Genomic DNA, 16,858 nt, shown 5'->3' on the forward strand with positions numbered 1-16,858 from the left:
AAACGCTCTAAATTGGTTTAATCATTGTGGTCTATTTTTTGAGCCTATTCGATAGTTATTTTTGTGGTTTTTTTGATCGCAAACTGCTGTAATTCAACAAACCTGCTTTATCATTATGTTGTGAGCCAATAAAAGCCATTAAACCTCTCAGTAAGCCTTTACTACTTCACTTAATCCTCGTCAGGGGAGGCTAAAAAGATGAAAACCCCTAACACAGTAGAAGATAGAATCACTCGTCGAATTGACAGTAGCGATCGTGATGTCTTTATGCGTAAAGATTTTGTAGACATTGCTAGCTACACCCAAATAGAAAACGAATGAATGTCCAACTTTTAGTGATTTTATTGCTTCTGTTGGATAGCTTTAGGACTTAGCAGCTAGCTTCACTAAGTGATCTAACTCTTGCTGCATCTGACTAACAACTAATTCATAACATTCATTGACATAGTGGCGATCGTTGGCTGCTTCAGGGCCGTAGCGTTCAAATACAATTGGCGGACAAACCCGCGTGTACATAGGCACAGGTAATGGAATGTTAGGCAACGGGCCAATTCCTAATCCCCAAGGCAGTCCAAGATAGATAGGAAAAACTTCCGGGTCAATCCCAAACAGCCAAGGCATCCCCCATTCATGGAGTTGCTGCACAATTTTGTAGCAGTCAGCCAGTATAATCAGCGTATCGTGAGCACCCCAGGAAATCACAGGCACAATCGGCACATTTTCCCGCAACGCTAACTTAATAAATCCTTGCCGCCCTGCAAGGTAGATTTTGTTACGTAAATAATGCGGTCGGAAGATATCTTGCGCTCCACCAGGATAAACTAGCACACTAGCTCCAGAGTGTAAGGCAGCGTAAGCCATTTTTGGATGAGCAATGATTGCTCCAGCCTTGACAACCAGTTGCGCTAGTGGCGGGCTAACCTGCCAAGCCTTGGGATGCATCAAACCATAAACGGGTTGCTCCACACCAAACCGTCGAAACCAGTCGTACATCACCATCGTCATATCGGGAGCCGCGAGTCCCCCGTTATGCGAACCGACAAATAGGACTTTTTGTTGGGGTGGAATATTATCCCAGCCACTAGTTTGAACTCGGAAATAGTAGTGATAGAAAAAGCCCATTAGAGGCATCAGAAATTCTATGAACTTTGGATCTCGCTCATCCAAAGACCAACCGGGTTTTTTGTTTAAGGGATGTTGCTTTTTTGACATCGATGCATTCTAACAGGATTGGTAAAGGTCAAACAATCCTTTGTTAGATACAATCAGGTTCGCTCCATGCACAAAACCTGATTCGTCTAAATACTTTAAGTCAATTTCTTCTCTAGCAGCAGCTAATTTCAACTTAATTACTTCTGCTCGGTCTATGACTTTCTGTGCTCCATGTGGTTTTCTAAGGTTTAATAAAGTTCGGTCTTGCTTACTAGTCAAGAATCTCCTTAAAAGAGCTTCCATATTTAAGTTACCTTAGTAGATAAATTTTCCCTATTTATTTTTACATAGTTTGGGTTTTTCCTGCCTGCCTGATTAACACTAAAAAGCTCATTACATTAGGATATAATCATCTAATTGGCACAATTACATCCTGGAGGATAGACGTAGTTACTCTCCTCAAGTAATATCATAGCCAATACGCTTGGGATAAGCCTTTTTCTCTCCCCCTACCTCCCTCAACGGATAAATTTCTTTAACCCAAGCGTATTCTTGCAGGGTATTGCCAAATTTAATTCGCTACAAATTAATCAAATGCTGTACTAAGTACAGCTTTGCATTAATTCGTAGGTAGGACTTACGCAGAAGAGATCCCCCAACCCCCTTAAAAAGGGGGCTTTCAAGTTCTCCCTTTTTTAAGGGGGGTTAGGGGGGATCGAAGTTTCAAGCTTTGATTGCGTAAGTCCTGGTAGGGTTTTTAATGCAGGGGAACACATTGGCATTGTTAGCCGACGCATTGGCATTGTCAGTTGACACATTGGCATTGTTAGCCGACGCATTGGCATTGTCAGCCGACACATTGGCATTGTCAGCCGACGCATTGGCATTGTTAGCCGACGCATTGGTATTGCAGGGTATTGCTAAATTTATTCGCGATGAATTAATCAAATGCTGTACTTAGCTTTCATTGCTGTTTTGCTTCTGCTTGACTAGCCAAATAGCGAGCAGAGCGATCGCAACACCAACCACAATAAAACAATAAATGTAATCGAAGTTATCCACAATCCTACCAAAAACTGCTGCGCCAATGCCCTGGCCGACAAACAGGTTGAAGGCGAACAGCGAAACAGCTGTGCCTCGTGCTTCAGGTGTTAGCTCAGTGGCTTGGGTCTGGAGGGTGCTGTGCATCATATAAAAGCCCAATCCCATTAAAATATTTAAGGGGATAAACAGCATCCAGTTATAGAATAATGCGATTGCTAAGAAGCTGATACACATCAAACCCCCTCCCACCCCCATTAAACCAATTTCACCCAGTCGCCTGACTAACCATTTAACTGAGCGACTGTAAATCAGTCCACCCAATCCAAAACCACTGAGCATAAACCCGATCGTTAGATAACTTAGACTATAGCGATCGCGCAAAAATGCGCCGATGTAAGCAAATGCCCCAAACACGCAAAAGCCTTCCACAAATACTCCGATAATTACAGTCCGAGCGATCGGTTGGGTCAATAGTTGGTAATAAGGTCGAAATGTTATTCTACCTACGCGACTTTGGGGACGTTGACTATCGCTAAGGTGGCGCGTCCCCCGCCATAAAAGTCCAGCAATGGTAAGAGAGACAATCCCAAATATGAGAAAGATGTCACGCCAGCTGATATATTCCCCAAAGATGCCGCCCAAACTACCACCGAGAATTTGACCTAGCATCAGGGCACTTAGATACTTGGCGATCGCAGCTTGGCGTTTTTCATAAGGAAAGTTGTCACCAATATAAGCTAGGGTGACGGGAATCACCCCAGCAGCAGCCATCCCTGTGAGAAACCGCAGTAAGGTAAGTAAGACGATATTTGACATAAAGGCACAACCAGCAGTACCCACAGCAAATGCCGCCAGTGCTAGTGTAATTACCTTGAGTTTGCCGATGCGATCGCCTAGTGGCCCATAAACTAACTGAAATAGCCCGTAGGGAATCGTGTATGCGGAGATAATCACCGCAGCACTGCCAACACCGACTTTAAACTCGTCAGCAATGATGTGCAGTAGGGGGTCAATCACCCGTGCATCAGCAATCACCATGAAGGCAGCAGCGCCCAACAGTCCTAATGAGACAGGTGTTTTGCCTGCTACATCTTTTGCTAACCTGCCCACTGTTATGTTCTCCTCTTTATGAAGCACAAATTGCTCCAGATCGTGAAACTGCCCTTTGAAGAAACCATACTGTTTCAGTACACCCTGACTGTGAAAACCTAACTTTTTAGAAGCTATGTTGTCCAACGGACATTATCTTCAGCTAAAACAAACAAATTCAATATAGGTATGGTTTTTACTTCTATATATCTACAAAGCAAAATCTAGCAGAAATCTATATACAGCGTATTGCAGGTAAATGAAGTACACGGGTAGGGGAGCTAAAGCGCAGCTTTGGTGGGGTGGGATTCCGGATATTATGCTTAATTGCCCGGACATCATATCATTAATAAAACACAAGACTGATAAACCCTGTTTAAACGTCTTTTACAACCAAACATTCCTTGTTGCAACCCAACGAAACCTGGTTTTTTTGTCATGATTCCGATTACTGAATCGGTGTTCTAGAGCTAACTTAGTATATGCCCCAGTCAAGCAATTTTGGATTTTAGATTTCGGCTCCTTTCGGCAAATCTTAGAGACGCACAAGGGACGCTCAAGGCAAGTCGCTCAGTCGAACGATTTTAGATTAAAGAATTGAAGCATAGCAATCAAGTCACTTGAAAAGTCAATTAATTTTGGATTTTGGATAATAGAATTATTTTCATGTTTAAATTTGATAAGTCTCAAACATGCATTAAATTTTGGACTTTCCTGCCAGACGCTCAGTCGAACGCTTTTGAATCTTCTTTTCCAAAATCCAAAATTTAAACATCGTAAATTCGGTCACAAGACAATTCAAAAGTTTCAAGGCTGAATAGTCTTTGCCGACTGGTTAAACAACATATCTCGTAACTTATCTGGATCAAGCGCTTGAGTTTTCAATGCTTTTGCTTTCTCGTAGGCGCGAATTGTTGCTGGACGGGCCTTAATTGTCTCAAACCACCGCTTGAGGTGAGGAAAATCCTCTAGATTCTGACTTTGGAGTTCATGGGGCACAATCCAGGGATAGGCAGCAATATCGGCGATAGAATAATCGCCAGCCACAAATTCCCTATCTGCTAGTTGCTTATTCAGCACTGCATATAAGCGTCCCGTCTCATTCACATAGCGGTTAATGGCATATTCAATCTTTTCAGGAGCATAGGTGCTAAAGTGATGATTTTGTCCCGCCATTGGCCCCAGCCCTGCCATTTGCCAAAACAACCATTCTAAAACTTGAGTGCGATCGCGTAAATCTTGGGGGATTAATTTGCCGGTTTTTTCTGCTAAATATAGTAAGATTGCACCAGACTCAAATATCGAAATCGGCGCACCTTCATCTCCTGGTTCGTGGTCAACGATCGCAGGCATCCGATTGTTAGGAGAAATCTTCAGAAATTCTGGCTTAAATTGCTCCCCAGCCCCAATATTCACAGGAATTATGGTGTAAGGTAATCGGACTTCTTCCAAGAAAATTGTGATTTTATGACCGTTTGGGGTTGTCCAATAGTAAAGTTCAATCATGGTTATTTTTCCTTATATTGAGGGTTAGAATTTAAACGCATAGGTGCTTCGCCTTCCCGTAGGGTAGGAACGCAAAGGTTCACGTAAAGGGGCGTAGAGGTTTCGCTATGAATTTATTGCGGTGATTTTGCGATCGCTGCCCAAACTCTATGGTGAACCTGAAGAATTGGTGTGGGATATTTTGCTTCAAGTAATGTTGCCAATTCCTGGTCAAATACTTCTACTTTTTCTGGTGTCAAACTGGCTCCCACGCCAGAACTAGCACGAATTTGCCCTCGCCAATCTTCGTGTGTATAAGACACAAATACATCGTAAGAAAATGTGCGGATTTCTCGAAATCCTCCTTCGCCAATCTCTTGTAACCACAGGGGATACAATCCATTACTACCGTCCAGATTCCACACTGGATTATGAGCCTTGATCAATTGTTCTGTTGCTTGAACTACATTACCTTTTAAGGGTATCCAATCAAAATGAGCGATCGCAATCGAGCCATTTCTTCTCAATATGCGAGTAATTTCCTCGACGACACGCGGACGGTCAAACCAATGCCAACACTGTCCAGCAGTTACCACATCCGCACTTGCGTCTGGTAACTCGGTATTTTCAGCAGTTGCGACTCGATAATCTACTTTGAGTCGGACAGATTCGCTTAACTGGCTTGCTTGTTCTAAAAGTGATAGTGATCGGTCTATGCCAATCACGTAAGCACCTCTATCCGCAAAGCCCCGCGCTAGTGTTCCTGTTCCTGTACCAAGGTCAACAATGTTTTGCCCTGGTAAACCTATACCATATTCAGACAGTTTGTTAAATAATGAACTCGGAAAGCCAGCGCGGTGTTTTGCATAATCAGTAGCAGTTGCACCAAAATCAATTCTCATACCTGCAAAACTATCTTTTTAACAGTTGTCTAGGCTAGAAGGTCTCTACCCACGGACGTAGTTCTATTTCCCATGTCCAAGCACTACGGGGTTGGCGGAGAATACTGAGATAAGTTTGAGCGATCGCATCCGGGTCAAGGGTACTATCTGGTTTATCTGCTGGATCTTGGCGGTCTGCTGAACGGATTCCACCATCAATTACGAAATGCGCCACATGGATATTCTTTGGTGCTAATTCTCTAGCAATACTCTGAGCCAAACCGCGCAGTGCAAATTTACCCATTGCAAAGGGAGCAGACAGAGGATAACCCTTGACACTCGCTGAGGCTCCAGTAAAAAATATAGCACCGCCGCCAAGTTGCAAAAACCTTTTGGTAGCAGCTTGGGCTACGAGAAAGCCACCATAGGCAGTTACATCTAGGGTTTTTGCCACTTCACCAGGGTCTAAATCAACAAGAGGCCCCACGACCCGAAAACTGGGATTGTAAACGACAATATTTGGGGAACCGACTTTATTATCAACATCAATAAATAACTGTTTGACTTCATCTGGCTTTGAGACATCAGCAGCGAAACTAACTGCGTCAATTTCACTACTCAATTGAGTGAGTTTTTCAATTTGACGAGCCGCTAAAGCTACGGTGAATCCTTCTTTGGCAAATAGACGGGCTAAAGAAGCGCTCAGTCCACTACCTGCACCGACAATTAAAGCTGTTGTTGCCATAAATTTAATTTTCCTAGTTAGGATAAACGATTAACAGAGGAAGCAGAATAGCTAGAGAAATATTTAATCTAGCAATCCGATTTGATTTTTGAAAAAATCTAAGTATCTGTAGGGTGTGTTACAGCTTGCGTAACGCACCACCCGAAGGTTTTGGTGCTGTACTCCCGGCGAATATATACCCTACGTGTATTTCAAAAATCAAATATGAATCCTATATATTGATTATCATCAATATAATAGAGACGCTTAGAAGATTCCCAAAAAATTAGTTAGCCTATTAATAATTAAGCACAACTCTAAAACCTTCGATTAATACATTCATAATATTAAGAATTGAGCGTGACTGAAGATAACCGTGAATTGCCCTTAGTCGGACTTTGACCAATTTGCAGTACACAAACTGCGGCAATCAAACAGAGAACGCCTGATAAAATAAACGCTTGTAAATAACTACCCGTCCAAGTTCTTAACACTCCGGCTCCGAATGCTGCTGTGGCTGCACCGAGCTGGTGTCCTGCGACAATCCAACCGAACATCACGCCGATATTTTCTTTACCAAAGACGTTAGCAACAAGACGTACTGTCGGTGGTACAGTGGCAATCCAATCAAGTCCATAGAAGACGGCGAAAATGGAAAGTCCATAGAAAGAAAAGTCGAAACTGAAGGGTAAAAAAATCAAAGACAAACCCCGCAGTCCGTAGTACCAGAATAATAGGTAGCGATTGTTCCAGCGGTCAGATAGCCAACCGGACATAGTAGTTCCAAAAAAATCGAATAGTCCCATGATTGCCAAAAGACCCGCAGCCTTGACTTCAGGGATACCGTGGTCAATACAAGCAGGTATAAGGTGAGTTCCAATTAATCCATTTGTGCTTGCACCACAGATAAAAAAGCTACCAAATAACAGCCAGAAGTCGCGCTTACACATTCCCAGCCAGAGGGCATTGAGGGTGGAGGTGATGGAATTCACTCTCGGCTGTGAGACTTCCACCGTTTCACTCTTATCGCCAAAGGGTCGCAAACCGACATCTGTCGGACGATCGCGCATAAAGACTGCGATCGCTGGAATAATTAGAAGTGCTGCACCACTAAGAGCCAGAGCCGCAGTTCGCCACCCAAAGCGATCGCTTACTGAGGCCAGCATGGGCAGAAACACCAGTTGCCCAGTAGCTGTACTGGCGGTTAAGATGCCGAGAACTAAACCCCGCTTCTCAAAAAACCAGCGATTTACGACAATAGCACCTAAAACTAGGGCGATAACTCCGCTACCACAGCCGACAACTACACCCCACAGCAAGACTAGCTGCCAAGATGCTGACATCAAAGTGGTTAAACCGACACCGAGAGCAATGACAGCAAGTGAGAACACCATCATCCGGCGAATGCCGATCCGCTCCATGACTGTGGCGGCAAAAGGGCCAATCAGCCCGTAAAGTACTAAGTTAATGGAGATTGCCAAAGATATAGTTGCTCTACTCCAGCCAAACTCTTGTTCGAGAGGCACTATAAAAACTCCAGGAGCAGAGCGAATTCCGGCCGCCACCAGCAAGGCTAAGAATGTTAAGCCTGCAACGAGCCAGCCATAGTGGAACGAACGACGCGCTAAGAAGGAGGCTAAAGACATGGTGGGGAATGGGTAGATGCAGGAGTGGGGGGCAGAGGGGCAGAGGGGCAGAGGGGCAGGGGAGTGGAGTTAAAAGCACTCATTCATGAGTATCAAAGACTCGTTGACGGATTTCAAGGGACTTCCAAATAAAAAAATGTCCCAAAACTGATGCAAAAACCCTCTCATATCATGTCTGGGCAATTAAGCATAATACCCGGAACCCCACCCCGCCAAAGCTGCGCTTTAGCTCCCCTCCCCGCCTGCGGGGAGGGGTTGGGGGTGGGGTTCTTTTATTATGGGTAATTTGGCGGACATGATATCATTTCTCCTCTCTCTGTGTTCTCTGTGTCTCTGTGGTAGCCTGCGGCAAGCCACTGCGTGTCTACGTTTATTTGGATATATTTATTTCTTGGAAGTCCCCAAAGACTCGTTCATGAGTATCAAAGACTCGTTGACGGAGTTCAAAGACTCATCAGCGAGTATCAAAGACTTATTCACGAGTATCAAAGACTCATCCCCAATGCCCAATGCCTCATTTTTAATTTAGGAAAAGCTACTCTGCATAAGGGTTACCAATTCTATCCACAGAGACATTGGAGGAGAATGGCAAACGACCTGGATTTAAGCGTGGTTCGGCTGCATAGCCAACAGGAACTAAAACAGCGATCGCTAAATTTGGATTATCCCCAGCCCCAATCACTTCCTTTACCTGATCCTCAATCCAACCATTCATAAAACATGTGGATAATCCCAGACTTTCTGCTGCTAACACCAAATGCGTAGCGGCAATAATGGCATCTTTAATGGCATATTCGCGTCGCTTCTCGCCTAGCGTTGCTTGAAATTGTGGGACAGCGGTTTTAAAGTAGTTTACCGTGCCTTCGTTCCATGCCCCAGTTTCGAGTCCCTGCTCTATAATTCGGCCCAAGTTTTGTTCGCCTGCGTTAGGATCGGCGGCAAAGACAAAGGTTACAGGTGCTTGGACAATTTGCTGTTGATTAAAAGATGCTGCTGACAATGCTGCCTTTTGCGCTTCATCTTGCACAAGAATAATTTGCCAGTCCTGGAGATTATAGCTGCTGGGTGCAGCCACGGTTAACTCTACCAGTTGCTTAAGCAGTTCTGGGGTGATGGGGTCTGTTTTAAAAGTTTTGATGGAACGACGTTGAGCGATCGCACTGGGTACATCTAAAGGTTGGGTTTGAGTAATGGAAATCATGAGATTCTCCTGATAGTTGAGTTATGAGAGGGTTTCGGATTTTACTCTGCTGAGAGTGATTAATAGTGTTAAAGAGCAGGGCAATGTAATGTGTTTCTCTCTAATTGGCAATGTTAACCGGATTAGAAATGTGCTCGTGGATAATGCGCCATTGTCCCTGTCGCTTCTCCCATACAAGCGTCGCATGAGCCGTAATTTTAACAGCCTCATTCGCTATAGTGGCTACCGTACTCTCAAAAATCAGAGCCGAGACGGTAATGTTATCACCTGTAAATATCTGAATATCCCCAACTGATTTAACTTGCCACTGTGTTATTGCTGTCATGAAGGGCTTCCATATCTCCTCATACGATTGCCATCCTTGAATTCGAGTGGTTTGCGGTGAGAGGGTATCGAAGGCGAGCAATTGTTCATCTTGCCAGTAGAGATTGTCTAGGACAGAAAAATCAAATGGTTTATTGCCTGCACTAAACGCAGCTAGCCAATTGTTAACGCGTTCTTTGATTTCCGTTTCTTCTAAAGTATCTTTCATAGTTAACAACCAATTTACACAACTATTTTGTTGTATATTGGAAAAATCTCAAACTCCTCAGTTTGATTTGATACTTTAAAGTGCAAGAAAGTGGGTTTTAATTATTCAGATGAGAAGAATTAGGCATTGACCGCCTGCTCGTTAGCAGCTGACCAAAATGGATAGTCTGTATATCCGTGTTCATCGCCACCATAAAAGCTTGCTTGATCTGCTTCATTTAGTGGTGCATTCAAAGCAAAGCGCCGGGGTAAATCTGGATTTGAGATAAATAATGTGCCAAAAGCAACTAAATCTGCTGCTTTGTTTGCCAGTACAGCATCGCCTTTTTCACGAGTATAACCACCGTTGACAATCAGTGTACCTGTAAAGCGATCGCGTATATGACTGGTGGGTACAATTGTCGCGCCATGTCTGATATCTGCCTCTATTGCCTCAAAAAGATGCAGATATGCCAAATTAAACTGGTTCAACGCTTGAGCCGCATAACCGAATGTCTCCAGGGGATTGGAGTCATGCATATCGTTAAAAGTCCCACTAGGAGATAAACGTACCCCGACTCGGTTAGAATCCCACACACTAGTTATTGCCTCTGTCACCTCTAACAGGAATCGGGCGCGATTCTCAATCGAACCCCCATATTTATCTGTACGTTGATTGGTGCGATCGCGGAGAAACTGATCTATTAAATAACCATTAGCTGCGTGAATTTCCACCCCATCAAACCCAGCTGCTAAAGCATTTGCTGCTCCTTGACGGTACTGTTCTACTATTTGCGGTATTTCCGAAGTTTCTAAAGCACGGGGAGTAACAAAGGGTTTTGGCCCCTGATAAGTTGAGGCTTCACCTTTAGGAGCAATGGCAGAAGGTGCCACAGGTAAAGCTCCATTCGGTTGTAAGTCTGGGTGAGAAATCCTGCCTACGTGCCATAGTTGCAGAAAAATTCTCCCTCCCTGCTGATGCACAGCATCGGTAACTAACTTCCATCCCTCCACCTGTTCTGGTGAATGAATTCCTGGTGTAGCGGGATAGCCCTGTCCTTCAGGAGTCACCTGTGTTGCTTCAGCAATAATCAGTCCGGCGGAAGCACGTTGGACGTAGTAGGTAGCATTCAGTTGGTATGGTACGTTTCCCTCACCTGCCCTGTTTCGGGTTAAGGGAGCCATTACTATCCGGTTAGGTAGTTCCAGATTCCCTAATTGGTAGGGAGAGAATAAGTTGATATCAGTAGTCATTGATTGTATTTCCAAATTAGTGAAGATTGGGCAGTTGTACTGAGCGAAGCAAGAGCGTCTCGTAGAGAAGCCGTAAAGCCTGCGGCATAGCTTCTCTTCTTAGGCTGCGCCAACGCTTAAGGCCTAGCCTCTGGTAGAGAAGTATTGGGCATTCAATCTAAAATCCAAAATCCAAAATCTAAAATTCTTACTCCCCAGCCCTATGCAAAGCGCATTAACTAAACAATCGACCGAATAACGCCACCATCTACCCGCAAAGCTGCACCATTAGTTGCTGAAGCTACAGGACTAGAAAGGTAAACTACAATCGCTGCTACTTCTTCATTAGCTGCAAAGCGTTTGATTAGGGAAGTTGGGCGCACATTTTGGAAAAACTCAGCCTCAACTTCCACTGGACTAATACTGCGTTCCTGTCCTAGCTGGGAAATATAGTCCTCAACTCCTTCTGAGCGGGTTGGCCCTGGTAGGACGGAGTTTACCGTGACTCCAGTCCCGACAGTGATTTCTGCTAGACCTCGGGCAATGGCTAGCTGGGCTGTCTTAGTTGTGCCATAGTGAATCATTTCTACTGGAATCTGAATAGCAGATTCGCTGGAAATAAAAATTATCCGCCCCCAGTTTTGCTCTAGCTGCTTTTGCAGATATTGCCGACTCAAACGGACTCCGCTGAGGACGTTAACCTCAAATATCTTTAACCAGTCTTCATCAGTAATATTAAAGAAAGTTTTTGGCTCATAAATACCCACATTGTTAATGAGGATATCAACGTGAGGAACTTTTTGAAACAGTTGCTCTACCCCTGATGCAGTGCCTGCGTCAGCAACAACACCAGAAACTTTCGCATCAGGTGTACTTTGCTTAATTTTGTCGATCGCTTGAGCTACTCGTTCTTCAGATCGACCATTGACAATCACTGATGCACCTTCTTGAGCTAGCCCAAGAGCGATCGCCAAACCAATACCTGCGGTTGAGCCACTCACCAGCGCGGATTTACCATGCAATTTCAAGTCCATTTCGCTCTTTCCCCGTTAGTTGAAACAGAATTTAGGAGTAGAGACGCGATTAATCGCGTCTGTACAGGTGTTAGGAGTAGATGCGATTTAATCGCGTCTGTACAGGTGTTAAAAGTCATATTGTATTCTGACCGAAAAGGAGGGTCGGTCTTGTGCAGGGGGAGAATACCCTCTGTAGGTGGTTGCACAGCCAATACATTTATCTATGGAATTTGTTGAGACGTGCAGCGCGTCCCAACAAAGTGTCCAGTTTTCAGCAGCCCTACATTTATGTATGGGGTTTGCTCAAGAACATCTCCTCTTCTGGCACTGCTTCCCCTGCACTCTTCTTTGACTGACTAAAGAAGACTGCAACCTAAATGCATCTCACAATAGTACCTAGATTAAAGATGCTGTGCTAAGGTCTTATTCAAGGTAGTTTTTGGGACTGCCCCTACGACAGTATCGACTTGCCGACCTCCTTTAAAAACCATCAGCGTCGGAATGCTGCGAATTCCATAGTGGCTGGCGACAGTAGGATTTTGATCTGTGTTCAGCTTCACAAATTTCACCTGTCCTTCATATTCAGCAGCAACTTCATCGACGACTGGGCCCACCATCCGGCAAGGACCGCACCACGGTGCCCAAAAGTCCACTAAGACCGGAATTTCACTTTCCAAGACTTCTTGCTTGAATGTGGCTTCTGTGACATTTGTAATGGATGACATAAATTGCCTTCCTAATTAATTCTATAATTCGATAATATCGAATAATAAAAATATATGCCACTTGATGAGATAATGCAACTATGAGATTTCTTTATCATCCAGATAGAAAAAATATTTCTTTACCGGGAGTCCTGTATGCATTGGGCGATCCAGTGCGGCTAGAGATTGTGCGGCTGTTGGCGACTGAGGGGGAACAATGCTGTGCCAGGTTTGATTTTGCGATCGCTAAGTCTACCATGTCCAATCACTTCAAGATTTTGCGGGAGTCGGGGATAGTCTTTACACGGAAAGAAGGGACACAGCACATTAACATCCTGCGGCGTGAAGATTTAGAGGTGCTGTTTCCAGGGTTGCTGGATGCGGTATTGAAAGCCGCTCAACCATTGCCTGTTGACCCTGCCAGTACTAAACAAACAGCCTCAAGAATCTAGGAGCTTGAGGCGCTACCTGTTTAAGAATCTTCTCGTTTTTCTTTTTGTCGTTACAAGCCAGATGGCACCTTAAACGGAACCTATAATTTAAAAGTTTTGAATCTTTAACTCATAACTCCTGTACAGACGCGATTAATCGCGTCTGTACTCATAACTATTTTGCTAGCCGCCGCTAACTGGTGGAATCAGCACGACTTCATCCCCATCTTGTAGTAGGGTATCTGGTTCGACAAATATTAAATTAATTCCAAAGCGGGTGATGTCACGCCATTGGGAGAGTTCGGGGTGTTCAGCTATGAGGCGATCGCATACTGCTTTGACTGGCATACTATTGGGAAATTCCAGCACCAGTTCCGAAACCCTAAAGGCTTCTTGATAAGCGGCGAACAGTTTGACGGTAACGGTGATTGCAGATTTAGACATACAACATGCTTTGGCAGCACAAGCAAGTAGTTTAATACTTGACAAGCACCCTGAACTTTTGGTGTTAATTGTACATTACTAAGTAGATGATTTCACAAGTTCATAGCTAAAAAAAATTGCCTGATGTAGACGATAATATTTTTTAATCCAACATTTCTGGGTCAATTCCTAAAGCGTTGAGTTGTTCAGCAGAGAGCGATCGCAATTTCTCTACAATTCTCTCCCGCTTTTGTCGCTCAACTTCAGCCCTTTGTCGCTCAACTTCAGTGCGTTCATAACCTGTTAACAATAAATCTCCTTGTGCATCCCACCAGCGTAACCAAGGTAACTCTGCATTCTGATAAAATCCTTGCCAGATTCCCAACTCTACCCCAATAGGAGCAATTGGGTAATGTCCGCGTTCATTGGATTTCATCAGTTGATAAGTATTATCGACTAGGTGGTAAACTTCCACCTGCGCTTTTGCTACTTCATAAATCCCATAATAAGGCACTCGAATTGCTTGCTCATAAACCCAAAATTTACCAACATTTCCACCTTCGCCTTGAGATGGTGGTGTGTTATCTCGTTCTTCCGAACCATCTCCAGAGACAAATTCCAACACAATCAAGGGCGCGACATACTCCTTCCACAGTACATAAGAACGCCGTATTTTACCTTCAAGAGTCGGTGGTACATTGGGTACATAAAACCAGTCTGGTGCCTCAGCCCCCTTCTCAGGAGGATCTGTCAATCGCCAGTAGATACCTAAATCTTGTCCAATACAATATTGACTATCAAGATGAAGTTCCTCTAGGACAAGTGTAATTGAGTCAGTAAGTAAAATACTTTGGGGATGCTCTTGCCAGTTTTTCACGAACGTACCATCTGAGTCTGGTAACTGGGTGTGATCAGGTAAAGTTAATGCCGATACGGAAGTCATAGGCTTTAACCGAAGGTTTCTATGATTTTCATTGTAAATTATGATTTTGTATACCACTGAAAGTTGGCATTTCTTTTGTACTACGTTTATAATACATCTGATAAAAGTAATCCAAGTAAAAAAATGGACTCATCGGACATCATTACACAGCAAAGCTATAGTTCCCAGTTAAATAACTTTGAAGCAGGTGTGTTAGATTTTTTAAAAGAACAAGGTTTACCAACTGACTCTGTATTAGTTTCAGTAAATGAGCGTGTAATTGTTTTTAAAAATCTCACCGATGTATTATCAAAGATTAATGATGAGCAGAAGCCCCGTTCTGTATACATCTCTAAATATATTGCTGCTGTAGCATCAGGTTTATTTGATGCAGCATTAAATTACTTGTGGGACGAAACAATTTTAGAGTTAAGAAAGCGGGTATCTCAATATGATATTTCATATTTTTATGATAATGCCGTAAATAGTCCAGAAAAGCGTAAAAATCTGAATTCAGAGGATGATTTAGTTAAAGTAAATGATAGCGAATTAATTGAGGGTGGCAGAAAAATAGGATTAATTTCAGAGATTGGATACAAGCATTTAGACACAATCAGATATATGCGTAATTGGGTGAGTGCCGCTCATCCAAATCAGAACGAGATTACGGGGTTAAACCTAATTTATTGGTTAGAAACCTGTGTTAAAGAAGTTATTTCTTTACCTTTGTCCAATGGAACAATAGAAATACAGAAATTTCTCAAAAATATTAAAAAACATAATATTTCTGAATCGGATGCTAGACAAATAGCAGCATTTTTTATAGAGCTTAACCAAGAACAAACTAACAATTTAGCATCAGGATTATTTGGCATATATACGCGCTTAGATACAACACCACAGACAAGGCAAAATCTTCATAGGCTAATACCTTATTTATGGGATAGAGTCGATGAGCAGGCACGTCAACAATTTGGGATTAAGTATGGCAGGTTTGTTGCAAATAATGATCAAATAGAAGCAAAGCTTGCCCTTGAGTTTCTAGAGATAGTTTCAGGCAAATCATATATTCCTGAAACTCTTTTATCCGCAGAAATAGATACTGCTGTTGATAACTTACTTAATGCTCATCGTGGGTGGGATAACTTCCATAATGAGCCACCATTTGCAAAAGCATTAGAGATACTTATTAACGACAGGGGACAAGTTCCTCTTCAAATACGTGAAAAGTATGTTTTGGGGCTAGTAGAAGTTTTTATTACTAATGGAAATGGAATTTCCCGCAATGCTGAAACTAGTTATAAGTCTCTAATTGAGCGATTCGGCACAACTCAAGCAGTTATAGTAATTTTGTCTTTCAATAACACAATGATTGCTAGTAAACTTCAGCATGACTTATGTCAAACTAAGTATCGTGAACTTTTAAACATGATGAAATTAAAAGTTTCGGCTCCAGCTGTTAAGGAACTAATAGATGAAATTGAAAAATATAAAGGTCCATTACATAGGTTGAGAGAGCAATCAAATTTTAAGAAAAAAGTTGATAATATGCGAAAAATTATTTGGTAAAAGAAGTAAATAACAATATAGGGTGAGTTCAATTTTAGCAACACACCCTACCTATTACGATATCTGACACCATTGATCTATCTACTGATTTTCATGAAACACTAGGCTGATCACCAGTTTTGATCTCTCGCAAGATTCGTTCGACTTGGTTAACTTTTTCACCTCTATTCTGTGCTTTAAAAATATTTAAAGCTTTTTGTAGAGAAGATAGTGCCTCATCTTTTTTATTTGTTTGCCACAATGCTAGTGCAAAATTAGTCAGCCCCTCGCCATAATTAGGATTAATTTCTAGAGCTTTTTTATATTCAGTAATGGCTTCTTCCCAGCGACTTTCGCTAGCATAAACAATACCGATCGCATTGTAGGCTAGAGCATATTTTGGCTGGATGCGAATGGCTTCTCGATAAGAGCTAATTGCTTCTTCTGATTTCTTTTGCCGAAAAAGCACATTTCCCAATTGAAAGCGTCCAAAGGCATCGTCTGGGAATTTTTTAATTAACTTGCGTAAATTTTCCTCTGCACCTGTTAAGTCTCCCTGATTAAATGAAGCATTGGCTTGTTGCATCATCTGCGATCGCTCTGTTGATCCTGTGTCTGGAGCTTGAGACTGTGCTAGTTTTTGTGGTTGTCTCTGTGCAAACTGTTCAGGCGAATGCAAAGAAACTTTTGCCGGAACCGCTAACACTAATGGTGATATCCCCATTACAGTGATGATACTCAGCGTCATACCGCTAAAAGATTGAACAAATGCTGATTTAGGTTTGTGCTTCAACTTCATCGCCCTCAGTGCCTCAATAATGTTCTAATCTTTATATATAATAAATTGAG

General features: G+C 42.9%; 19 protein-coding genes. 4 read left to right on the forward strand and 15 right to left on the reverse strand.

What is annotated here, in order from left to right; all coding sequences use genetic code 11:
• Window positions 1-198: 198 nt before the first annotated feature.
• The gene (locus V7K48_RS31595) at window positions 199-321 is read left to right on the forward strand and encodes a hypothetical protein (RefSeq protein WP_335078778.1); all 123 of its coding nucleotides are present in this window, start codon (window positions 199-201) and stop codon (window positions 319-321) included.
• Window positions 322-363: 42 nt separating this feature from the next.
• On the opposite strand, the gene V7K48_RS31600 is transcribed toward V7K48_RS31595, so the two are convergent.
• Window positions 364-1,212 (reverse strand): lysophospholipid acyltransferase family protein, encoded by an 849-nt coding sequence (locus V7K48_RS31600; RefSeq protein WP_335078780.1) that lies wholly within the window; start codon window positions 1,210-1,212, stop codon window positions 364-366.
• 9 nt (window positions 1,213-1,221) lie between these two features.
• On the reverse strand, window positions 1,222-1,431 hold the full coding sequence (locus tag V7K48_RS31605) for a hypothetical protein (RefSeq protein WP_335078782.1): 210 nt from the start codon (window positions 1,429-1,431) through the stop codon (window positions 1,222-1,224).
• 481 nt (window positions 1,432-1,912) lie between these two features.
• On the opposite strand from V7K48_RS31605, the gene V7K48_RS31610 reads away from it, so the two are divergent.
• On the forward strand, window positions 1,913-2,113 hold the full coding sequence (locus V7K48_RS31610; RefSeq protein ID WP_335078784.1) for a hypothetical protein: 201 nt from the start codon (window positions 1,913-1,915) through the stop codon (window positions 2,111-2,113).
• Here V7K48_RS31610 and V7K48_RS31615 read toward each other — a convergent pair.
• The 10 genes from V7K48_RS31615 to trxA all read right to left on the reverse strand — a co-directional run bounded on the left by V7K48_RS31615 (window position 2,110) and on the right by trxA (window position 12,706).
• Window positions 2,110-3,432, reverse strand: a complete 1,323-nt coding sequence (locus tag V7K48_RS31615; protein WP_335078786.1) for an MFS transporter — start codon at window positions 3,430-3,432, stop codon at window positions 2,110-2,112. The two genes, V7K48_RS31610 and V7K48_RS31615, sit on opposite strands and share 4 nt — an antisense overlap.
• 660 nt (window positions 3,433-4,092) lie before the next feature.
• Entirely contained in the window at window positions 4,093-4,791 is a 699-nt protein-coding gene (locus V7K48_RS31620; protein ID WP_335078788.1) for a glutathione binding-like protein, read from the reverse strand.
• A gap of 113 nt (window positions 4,792-4,904) precedes the next feature.
• Window positions 4,905-5,672 (reverse strand): class I SAM-dependent methyltransferase, encoded by a 768-nt coding sequence (locus tag V7K48_RS31625; protein ID WP_335078790.1) that lies wholly within the window; start codon window positions 5,670-5,672, stop codon window positions 4,905-4,907.
• Between the two features lie 34 nt (window positions 5,673-5,706).
• Window positions 5,707-6,396, reverse strand: a complete 690-nt coding sequence (locus V7K48_RS31630) for an SDR family NAD(P)-dependent oxidoreductase (protein ID WP_335078792.1) — start codon at window positions 6,394-6,396, stop codon at window positions 5,707-5,709.
• Between the two features lie 326 nt (window positions 6,397-6,722).
• Window positions 6,723-8,021, reverse strand: a complete 1,299-nt coding sequence (locus V7K48_RS31635) for an MFS transporter (protein ID WP_335078795.1) — start codon at window positions 8,019-8,021, stop codon at window positions 6,723-6,725.
• Window positions 8,022-8,556: 535 nt separating this feature from the next.
• Window positions 8,557-9,222, reverse strand: coding sequence for a nitroreductase family protein (locus V7K48_RS31640; RefSeq protein WP_335078798.1), 666 nt, complete (start codon window positions 9,220-9,222; stop codon window positions 8,557-8,559).
• Between the two features lie 100 nt (window positions 9,223-9,322).
• Window positions 9,323-9,754: a YybH family protein gene (locus tag V7K48_RS31645; RefSeq protein ID WP_335078800.1), complete on the reverse strand. Its 432-nt coding sequence runs from the start codon at window positions 9,752-9,754 to the stop codon at window positions 9,323-9,325.
• Between the two features lie 119 nt (window positions 9,755-9,873).
• Window positions 9,874-10,986, reverse strand: a complete 1,113-nt coding sequence (locus V7K48_RS31650; protein WP_335078802.1) for an alkene reductase — start codon at window positions 10,984-10,986, stop codon at window positions 9,874-9,876.
• Between the two features lie 218 nt (window positions 10,987-11,204).
• Window positions 11,205-11,999 (reverse strand): SDR family NAD(P)-dependent oxidoreductase, encoded by a 795-nt coding sequence (locus V7K48_RS31655; RefSeq protein WP_335078804.1) that lies wholly within the window; start codon window positions 11,997-11,999, stop codon window positions 11,205-11,207.
• A gap of 383 nt (window positions 12,000-12,382) precedes the next feature.
• Window positions 12,383-12,706 carry a thioredoxin gene (trxA, locus tag V7K48_RS31660; RefSeq protein WP_012412473.1) on the reverse strand — a complete coding sequence of 108 codons (324 nt, stop codon included), beginning with the start codon at window positions 12,704-12,706 and terminating at the stop codon, window positions 12,383-12,385.
• 80 nt (window positions 12,707-12,786) lie between these two features.
• Between trxA and V7K48_RS31665 the strand changes: the two genes are divergently transcribed.
• On the forward strand, window positions 12,787-13,137 hold the full coding sequence (locus V7K48_RS31665) for an ArsR/SmtB family transcription factor (protein ID WP_335078806.1): 351 nt from the start codon (window positions 12,787-12,789) through the stop codon (window positions 13,135-13,137).
• Between the two features lie 162 nt (window positions 13,138-13,299).
• On the opposite strand, the gene V7K48_RS31670 is transcribed toward V7K48_RS31665, so the two are convergent.
• Window positions 13,300-13,560: a MoaD/ThiS family protein gene (locus tag V7K48_RS31670; protein ID WP_229483813.1), complete on the reverse strand. Its 261-nt coding sequence runs from the start codon at window positions 13,558-13,560 to the stop codon at window positions 13,300-13,302.
• Between the two features lie 142 nt (window positions 13,561-13,702).
• A complete protein-coding gene (locus V7K48_RS31675) occupies window positions 13,703-14,482 on the reverse strand; it encodes a Uma2 family endonuclease (protein ID WP_335078809.1) in 780 nt (259 codons plus the stop codon).
• Window positions 14,483-14,545: 63 nt separating this feature from the next.
• Here V7K48_RS31675 and V7K48_RS31680 point away from each other — a divergent pair, with 63 nt between their 5' ends.
• A complete protein-coding gene (locus V7K48_RS31680) occupies window positions 14,546-16,030 on the forward strand; it encodes a hypothetical protein (protein WP_335078811.1) in 1,485 nt (494 codons plus the stop codon).
• A gap of 91 nt (window positions 16,031-16,121) precedes the next feature.
• Here the strand turns inward: V7K48_RS31680 and V7K48_RS31685 are convergent, their stop codons facing one another.
• Entirely contained in the window at window positions 16,122-16,808 is a 687-nt protein-coding gene (locus V7K48_RS31685; RefSeq protein WP_335078813.1) for a tetratricopeptide repeat protein, read from the reverse strand.
• Window positions 16,809-16,858: the final 50 nt, after the last annotated feature.

The sequence above is a fragment of the Nostoc sp. genome, assembly GCF_036919615.1.
In the GTDB taxonomy this organism is placed as follows: domain Bacteria; phylum Cyanobacteriota; class Cyanobacteriia; order Cyanobacteriales; family Nostocaceae; genus Nostoc.